Below are 8087 nucleotides of genomic sequence, written 5' to 3' on the forward strand. Positions count from 1 at the left end.
CGATTCACCTCCAGCAAGCGGGACTGCACCACCACCATGCCGTAAGCCATACCCAGCAGGGTGTGGCCGAGGATGATGGTGAACATGCCGCGCTCCGGCCAACCGAAAACATTCTGAGCGCCCACCATCAGCAGCAGCAAGGACAGACCCACCACCACCTCCGGCATCACCAAAGGCGCGTTCACCATGCCGGAGAACATGGTGCGTCCCCAGAAGCGGCGGTAGCGCACCAGCACAAAAGCCGCAAAAGTACCCAGCACCGCAGAAAGCACACCCGTGACCAGCGCCACCTGCAGCGACAACCAAAAGCCCTCGACGATCTTGGTGTCACGGGTCAGTGCCTCGTACCAGCGCAGCGAAAAGCCGGTGAATTGCGCGTCCTGGCGGGTGCTGTTGAATGAGAACACCACCATGAACATCAACGGCATGTAGAGGAAGGCGAAGACCAGCGCCATCCAGACCTTACCAACGTGTTTTTCAAGCCGGCTTTGCATGCGGTACCTCAATGACGGGCTTCGGCAGATTCGCCGGTGTGCCGGTAATACAGAGCCAGCGGCACCACGATCAGCCCGATCATGATAACAGCCAGCGCGCTGGCACGCGGCCAGTTGTTGCTGGTGAACATCTCATCCCACACAACGCGGCCGATCATGATGTTTTCCGGCCCGCCCAAGAGCGAGGGAATCACAAACTCGCCCAAAGCTGGAATGAACACCAACATAAAGCCCGCCACGATGCCCGCCTTGGAGAGCGGCACCGTGACCAGCCAGAAGGCCTTAAAGGGCGACGCGCCAAGGTCGTATGCCGCCTCCAGCAGGCGGAAATCCATCTTCACCAGGTTGGCATACAGCGGCAACACCATGAACGGCAGGTACACATACGTCATGCCCACCAGCATCGACACGCTGGTGTAGAGCATTTGCACCGGCTCTTGAATGAGGCCCAGCCCCATGAGCAACTGATTGATCACCCCCTGGTCGGCCAGAATGCCTTTCCAGGCATAGACGCGTAGCAAAAACGACGTCCAGAACGGCAGCATCACCATCATCAAAAGCGCGGGCCGCACGCTGGGCCGGGAACGGGCAATAAAGTAAGCAAACGGATACCCCACCAAGAGGCACAAGACCGCGGTGCACAGCGCATACCAGATAGAGCGCAGATACGCCTCGACATACAGCGTCCGAAACAGCCCGCCGCCATCACCACTGCGGAAGATGGAGCCATAGTTTTCGTACTTCAGCTTGAGCAAGCCGGTGGATGCATCCCAGATGGGCTTGAACGGGTTGATGTCGTTGCCCATGTCCACAAAGCTGATGTAGAGCAGGATCAAAAACGGCAGCAAAAAGAACACCAGCAACCAGCCAAAAGGCACGCCGATCACAAACCGGCGCCCCGGCATGGGAATCACAAAAGGCAAACGCGGCATGGCGGCCTTCAATCGCGCAAGACAACGCCGGAGCGGTCGCCCCACCAGAAGAAGACCTCGTCTTCCCAGGTGATGTCGCTCAAGTCCAGCCGCGAGGTGTTGGCCTCGGTGATTTTCACGCGGGTGCCGTCGCCGGCAATCACGATGAAGGTGCTGTAGGAGCCGAGGTAGCCAATTTCTTTCACCCGGCCGGAAAACACATTGACGCTGACATCGGGCCGCGTCTTGCTGATCTCAATCTTTTCGGGGCGCACCGCGATGCCCACCGGCATGTTCAGCGCGCCGCTCACGCCATGGCCGACCTTGATCTCGCCGATATCGGTCACGACGGCGCAGTGGTCAACCTCCTCCACGCTCAGGCGACCCTCAAAAATATTGACGTTGCCGATAAAGTCGGCCACAAAGCGGTTGGCCGGGTACTCGTACACCTCCTCCGGCGTTCCGACCTGCAGGACGCGGCCCTTGCTCATCACGGCAATGCGCCCCGCCATGGTCATGGCTTCTTCCTGGTCGTGCGTCACCATCACACAGGTCACGCCCACTTTTTCGATGATGTTGACCAGCTCAAACTGCGTCTGCTCGCGCAGCTTTTTGTCCAGCGCACCCAGCGGCTCATCCAGCAGGAGCAACTTCGGCCGTTTGGCCAGGCTGCGCGCCAGTGCGACCCGCTGCTGCTGCCCGCCGGAGAGCTGGTGCGGTTTGCGCCGGGCAAAGGGCCCTAGCTGCACCAGGTCCAGCATCTCGCCCACGCGCTGCTGAATTTCTGCCTTGGGAAGCCCCTCGCGCTTGAGGCCGAAGGCGATGTTTTCCCAGACATCAAGATGCGGAAACAACGCATAGCTCTGGAACATCATGTTCATCGGGCGGTCATAGGGCGGGAAGTTGGCCACGTCCTGCCCACCCAGAAGAATGCGCCCTGAGGTGGGCGACTCAAAGCCCGCCAGCATGCGCAGCAGGGTCGATTTACCGCAGCCCGAGCTGCCCAGCAGCGCAAAAATCTCGCCCTGCTTAATCGAGAGTGACACCTCATCGACAGCCAGCGCCTCGTCAAATCGTTTGACGAGCCTTTCGGTCACGAGGTAGCCCGAATGTTCAGCGTGCACGGCCATGGAAGGACCCTTGTGAAAGCTCCGGAAAGAAAAAAGGGCTGTTTATACCGGCGTACAAACAGCCCCGAGTGCGAGTGGCGCGAGGATTACTTGCCTTTTTTGAAGGCGTTGTAGGCGTTGGCCATGGCTTCGCGCGCTTCGTTGCTGAAGCTGCTGGGAGGAACCATCTTGCCGAAGTATTCGGCGTCCACAAAGATGCTCTTGTTGGAGGTCATCTCAGGCTTGATTTTGTCGACCGCGGCCTTGTTGCCGGTGTTGTAGTTCATCTCGTTGGTCATGAGCGCCGCGTTGTCGGGGCGCAGGTAGAAGTCGATGAACGCGTGCGCGTTTTGGGGGTGCTTGGCGTCCTTGGTCAAGGCGATAGCGTCAATGAAAATCAGCGCGCCGGTGCTGGGCAGCAGGGCCTCAATCACGTCTTTGGAGCCGTTTTCCTTGGCGCGGGCAGCCGCAATGTTGATGTCTCCGGCCCAACCGATGGCAGCGCAGGCCTTGCCACCGGCGATGTCGTCAATCATGGTGGAGCTGAACAGGCGCACGTCCTTGCGCACCTTGGCCAACATGGCGCCGGCTTCCTTGTAGTCGTCGCTGCTGTTGGAATAGGCGTCTTTACCGATGTAGTGCAGCGCAGCAGGCAGGATTTCGGTGGGGGAATCCAGATAAGCGATACCGCAGGACTTCAGCTTGGCGGTGTACTTGGGGTTGAACACCAGTTCCCAGGTGTTCTCGGGCATGGGCATGCCGCCCAGCGCCTTTTCTACTTTGCCCTTGTTGATGCCCACGGTCGTGAAGCTCCAGGCCCAAGGCACCAGGTGTTTGTTGTCCGCGTCGGCCTTGGTCATGGTGGCCATCAGGGCCGGATCCAGGTTGGCGATGTTTTTGATCTTGGACTTGTCCAGCGGCTGCAGCAGGCCGCCTTCAATTTGGGCCTTAGCGAACACTGTACCGGGCACCACCAGGTCGTAGCCGGTGTTGCCGGCCACCAGCTTGGCCTGCAGAGCTTCGTTGGTTTCGAAGGTGTCGTAGTTGACCTTGATACCGGTTTCTTTCTCGAAGGCCGCCACCATGCCCTCGGGGATGTAGTCAGGCCAGTTGTAGATGTTGAGCACCTTCTCTTCGGTGTTCACCGGTTCAGCGGGGGCGCTTGCCACGGCTGCGGGCGCGGCTGCGGCGGCAGGCGCTTCTTCCTTCTTGCCGCACGCGGCCAACACCAGCGCCGACAGCGCGAACGAGTACAGGTACTTCTTCATGATCTGCTTATCTCCATAGGAAAAGAGGGGGGTGGATAGGACGAACGACTAACTGACTCAAGCAAAATGCCAACAAAAAAGATTATAGAAGTCCAGATCCGGCCTTTGGCCTGACACGCCACACATCCGCACAAAGGCCTCCGTTGTTCCAAGCCCCGCCCCGACTGATTTCTTATGCGCTGCTGGCCGCCAGCATGGCGCTGGTGGGTAGCTATGTGGCCCTCTCCCGCCCGCTGGTGTTGGTGCTGCCGGTTTTTTTGCTCGCCTGGTTGCGCTTTGGCATAGGCGGGCTGGCCACATTGCACTGGCTCAAGCGCCCCGCCGACGAGCCGCCCATGAGCGCCGCGACCCGCAAATACCTGTTTCTTGAGTCGTTTTTCGGCAACTTTTTGTTCTCGATCTGCATGCTTTCCGGCATGAGCATGACCACCGCAGTGTCGGCCGGCGTCATCATGGCCGCCATTCCGGCGGTCATAGCCGCACTCAGCCGGGTGTTCCTGAAAGAGGACATCCACCCCCGCACCTGGGCGGCCATCGCCTGCAGCGTTGTGGGCATCGGCCTGCTCTCGCTATCAAAACAAGAGCTACCCACGCAGGATTTACAGGGGCTGGAAGGCAGTTTTGTGCCTAACAACACGCTGCTGGGCAACGCGCTGGTGTTCGGCGCAGTGTTGTGCGAGGCGGCGTATGCGGTGATTGCCAAAAAGCTCACCGGCGCCCTGAGCCCGCGCCGCATCACCGCACTCATCAACCTCTGGGGCCTGGCCCTGATGACGCCCTTTGGCGTCTATGTGGCCTGGTCGTTCGACTTTGGAGCGGTGCAGCCGGCTTCCTGGATGCTGCTGGTGTTTTATGCGATGGCGGCCAGCGTCTGGACGGTGTGGCTATGGATGAGCGGGCTGAAGAACGTGCCCGCATCGAGCGCAGGCGTATTCACCGTGATGCTGCCTATCTCTGCCACCCTGGTGGGCGTGCTGGTGCTGGGCGAGACCATGACCGCGCTGCATTGGCTGGCCTTGTGCATTGCGCTGATGGGCGTGCTGCTGGCAACCCTGCCGGGCAAGGATGGCGCGCGCGCTGCGTAGTGGCAATCCGCCACAGGCAAGCGCAGCTACCCGCACGCACTCACCGAAGCCGGCGCGACAAAGCTGTTTTTAGCCGTTTCTCCAATGAAAAAAACAACATTCCCCCCTGTTTATTGGGCCGTTACGCTTGGATTCGCGCTTTTTTGCCATTAGCATGTGAGCCACCAGTGAAGAAGCTGTTTTTTACTGGCCGAAAATCAACTTCTAAAAGGACACCGATCATGGCAACTGCGAAAAAAGCACCGGCGAAAAAGGCCGCCGCTCCCGCAAAAAAAGCTGCTCCCGCTACCAAGGCTGCAGCTCCTGCAAAGAAAGTAGCCGCCAAGGCTGCTCCAGCTAAAAAGGCCGCCGCCCCCGCGAAGAAAGCAGCCGTGAAGGCCCCTGCCAAAAAGCGCACTGTGAACGCCGCTTTCATGAAGGCGTTGACCCCCAGCGCGGCTCTGGCTGCTGTGGTGGGCGCAGCCCCCCTGCCCCGCACCGAAGTGGTCAGCAAGCTGTGGGCTTACATCAAGAAGAACGGCCTGCAAGACGCCACCAACAAGCGCAATATCAACTCCGATGCCAAGCTGAAGGAAGTGTTCGGCAAGGCGCAGGTCACCATGTTTGAAATGGCCGGTCTGATCGGCAAGCACCTCAGCTAAGTCGCGCGCAGCGCACTTGCGAAACCAGGCCGGGCATCCCCCGGCCTTTTTCATGGGCGGAGTTAGCTCTTAGGCCCCGCCACAGCACTCAGCACCGTAGTCCGGCATTCGCCAAAACCAATACGCCGCGCACCGGCCGCCACACAAGCACCCCGCAGGATGATGGTGTCGCCGTCTTGCACCGCGGCGCCCTGCCCCGCTGCGGTATTCAGCCCCGTGGTCATCAGCACCTCCCCCGTACGCAGCTGGCAGCCATTGAGCGTGTGCTGGGTGACCAGCTGCGCCAGCGTCCAGCCCAGGCGCGAAATGTCCGACTGCGCCACCCGCACAGCGGGCTGTCCGGCGGCGCGCATGTCTGCGGTCTGCCGCCACACCTCGATATGCGCCAGCAAACCACCCCGCGCGCGGTTGGCAGCCGAGTCGAGGTGGGCCGGGGCAGCGCTTGCGTGCGGAGCCCGAAACGGCACCAGGGCCTCGGGGGTCACCAGCCACGGCGAGGTGGTGGTCGCAAAACTCCGCGCATCCATTTGCGATGGGCCGAGGTCCCGGGCACACCAGTCGTTGACCAAGGTCATGCCGGCGATGCAGGATTCGGCATCCGCTATAGAAACAGGAGCGCCCTGCGCAATACCAGCATGCGCCCAGGCCCCAAAACCCTCTTCAAATGACAGATCCAGGCTGGCGCCAAGTGCCACCGCTGCAGAGGCAGACTCGGCGCTTGCCTGAGACGCGAAGGCGTGTTCAGGCCCCTGCGCCCGCAGCAGGCCGTGCGGGCGGTGAAACTGCTGCCCGCTGGCGGCCATGCTGGAGGCGCGGCCAGCGCTGGCTACCGGGGCCCACGGGCTGCTGGCATCAAAACGGGTGAGCTCGCTCACCTCGCAGGGCAAACCCAGCTCCACCTCGGTTTGGCGCAGCAGGGCGTCGGCCCACATTTTTTCCAGCGCAGACCCCTCGCTCAAGCCCTGCCACAGCGCCAGGCGCAGCTCGCTGCGCGCGTCTGCGGGTACTGCCATCAGGCGGCGCATGTCGTTGTGGTCAATCAGGCCAATGGCGTGCAGGTCCAGCACCCTGTCCCCGATAGCCACGCCAATCTGCCACGGCTCCAGCGGGTTGTGGCGAAACCGGCCCAAGGGCAGGTTCTGGATAGGAAAGTCCGAATCGACCGCATTGGCAGACGCCACCCAGCTTCGCGCATCGGGGTTATGGGTGATGTCTCTCATAAGCAGCTGGAACCTTTACCACCCGAACAAGCGCGGGCTCGGCTCGATTATCGACAGTCAAAGGCGGGCTTCCGTGCGGCGGAATTCAGCCCGGACGCTCCCTTCTGCCGGGCATGAATGTTCGGTAACGAACATACGCTTCGTGCCCGTAGCCGTACACTCATTGGCACCATGAATGCTTATCTGGCTAGTTTGCACACCAGCCCACTACCTCCACGAGGTGCCATTGCTACCGAAAACTGACCCGCGCCGCAACCACTTGCTGGCCTCCCTGCCCCGGGACGTTTGGGAGCGCTGGCTCCCGCATCTGGAAGTCGTCGATCTGCCGCTTGGGAAGGTGTTGTATGAGTCGGGCAGCCAACAGCGCCATGTGTACTTCCCCACCACCGCCATCGTGTCATTGCTATTCGTGCTCGAAAGCGGCTCGTCGGCCGAGATTGCCGTGGTCGGCATGGAAGGCATGGTGGGCGTATCGGTCTTTATGGGCGGCAGCTCCACGCCCAGCCGCGCTGTCGTGCAAAGCGCCGGCGAATGCTACCGTCTGAACGCGCACTTCATGAAGGAGGAATTCCACAAGTCCGCTCCCGTGATGCATCTGATGCTGCGCTACACCCAAGCCCTGATTACGCAGATGACGCAAACCGCCGTCTGCAACCGCCACCACACGCTAGACCAGCAGCTCTGCCGCTGGCTGTTGCTGAGCCTGGACCGGCTTCCGGGCAGCGATCTGGTGATGACCCAGGAGCTCATCGCCAATATGCTGGGCGTGCGCCGCGAGGGGGTGACCGAATCCGCCCTCAAGCTCCAGCGCGCAGGCCTCATCAGCTATGCGCGGGGCCATATCAATGTGTTGGACCGCCCGGGCCTGGAGAAGCGCACCTGCGAGTGCTATGAGGTCGTCAAGAAAGAATACGACCGGCTTCTACCGCGCACTGTCGCCGTGTGAATACGCATGGCCCAAGCTCATCGCCAAAAACCAATCAACCGAGGTGGTGAACAAAGGTGCGCAGCAGATACTCCGAATTAAAAGACCGTTTAGTTTAGAGGGCACCTGAAATAAAAAAACTCCAGCAGGATTCCTGGAGTTTTGAGAGGTTTTAACAACTAAAAATTAGATGAATTTTAAATGGCGTCAATAGTAAGCCAGTTCTTTCAAGTCCATCAATAATCTTTTGAGCATCGATTGTGAGCTGTAACTTTCCTGAATCACATCGCGATTACGAAGACGTTTGTAAAGGCTGTTATCTTTTTTAAGCCCATTAAGAACTTCGTCCATCACGGTTTGGTTGGACTGAAGATCAATAAACTCTTCAACTTCGCTTGCCAATTTGTGGCCGTTGATGGTTCCCGCTGGATTTT

General features: G+C 60.0%; 8 protein-coding genes and 1 pseudogene. 3 read left to right on the top strand and 6 right to left on the bottom strand.

The features are described from left to right. The 4 genes and pseudogenes from Q0O05_RS10305 to Q0O05_RS10320 form a co-directional block, all read right to left on the bottom strand. Window positions 1-494 (bottom strand): annotated as a pseudogene (locus Q0O05_RS10305) (putrescine ABC transporter permease PotI); the annotation flags it as partial. An 8-nt stretch (window positions 495-502) separates the two neighbouring features. Continuing rightward, complete coding sequence (locus tag Q0O05_RS10310; RefSeq protein ID WP_293662717.1) at window positions 503-1426, bottom strand: ABC transporter permease; 924 nt, start codon at window positions 1424-1426, stop codon at window positions 503-505. 8 nt (window positions 1427-1434) lie between these two features. After that, window positions 1435-2535, bottom strand: coding sequence for a polyamine ABC transporter ATP-binding protein (gene potA, locus Q0O05_RS10315; RefSeq protein WP_293662719.1), 1101 nt, complete (start codon window positions 2533-2535; stop codon window positions 1435-1437). Window positions 2536-2621: 86 nt separating this feature from the next. After that, window positions 2622-3782 carry an extracellular solute-binding protein gene (locus Q0O05_RS10320; protein WP_293662721.1) on the bottom strand — a complete coding sequence of 387 codons (1161 nt, stop codon included), beginning with the start codon at window positions 3780-3782 and terminating at the stop codon, window positions 2622-2624. A 143-nt stretch (window positions 3783-3925) separates the two neighbouring features. Here Q0O05_RS10320 and Q0O05_RS10325 point away from each other — a divergent pair, with 143 nt between their 5' ends. Continuing rightward, window positions 3926-4867: a DMT family transporter gene (locus Q0O05_RS10325; protein WP_293662723.1), complete on the top strand. Its 942-nt coding sequence runs from the start codon at window positions 3926-3928 to the stop codon at window positions 4865-4867. Between the two features lie 221 nt (window positions 4868-5088). Further along, window positions 5089-5508 carry an SWIB/MDM2 domain-containing protein gene (locus Q0O05_RS10330; RefSeq protein ID WP_293662725.1) on the top strand — a complete coding sequence of 140 codons (420 nt, stop codon included), beginning with the start codon at window positions 5089-5091 and terminating at the stop codon, window positions 5506-5508. 62 nt (window positions 5509-5570) lie between these two features. On the opposite strand, the gene Q0O05_RS10335 is transcribed toward Q0O05_RS10330, so the two are convergent. Continuing rightward, on the bottom strand, window positions 5571-6728 hold the full coding sequence (locus tag Q0O05_RS10335) for a fumarylacetoacetate hydrolase family protein (RefSeq protein WP_293662727.1): 1158 nt from the start codon (window positions 6726-6728) through the stop codon (window positions 5571-5573). A 175-nt stretch (window positions 6729-6903) separates the two neighbouring features. Here Q0O05_RS10335 and Q0O05_RS10340 point away from each other — a divergent pair, with 175 nt between their 5' ends. Continuing rightward, a complete protein-coding gene (locus Q0O05_RS10340) occupies window positions 6904-7674 on the top strand; it encodes a Crp/Fnr family transcriptional regulator (protein ID WP_293662729.1) in 771 nt (256 codons plus the stop codon). A gap of 186 nt (window positions 7675-7860) precedes the next feature. Here Q0O05_RS10340 and Q0O05_RS10345 read toward each other — a convergent pair. Next, the coding region (locus Q0O05_RS10345) for a hypothetical protein (RefSeq protein ID WP_293662731.1) at window positions 7861-8087 on the bottom strand (227 nt) is incomplete at its 5' end.

This window comes from Rhodoferax sp. OV413 (assembly GCF_945881795.1).
In the GTDB taxonomy this organism is placed as follows: Bacteria; Pseudomonadota; Gammaproteobacteria; order Burkholderiales; family Burkholderiaceae_C; genus Allorhodoferax.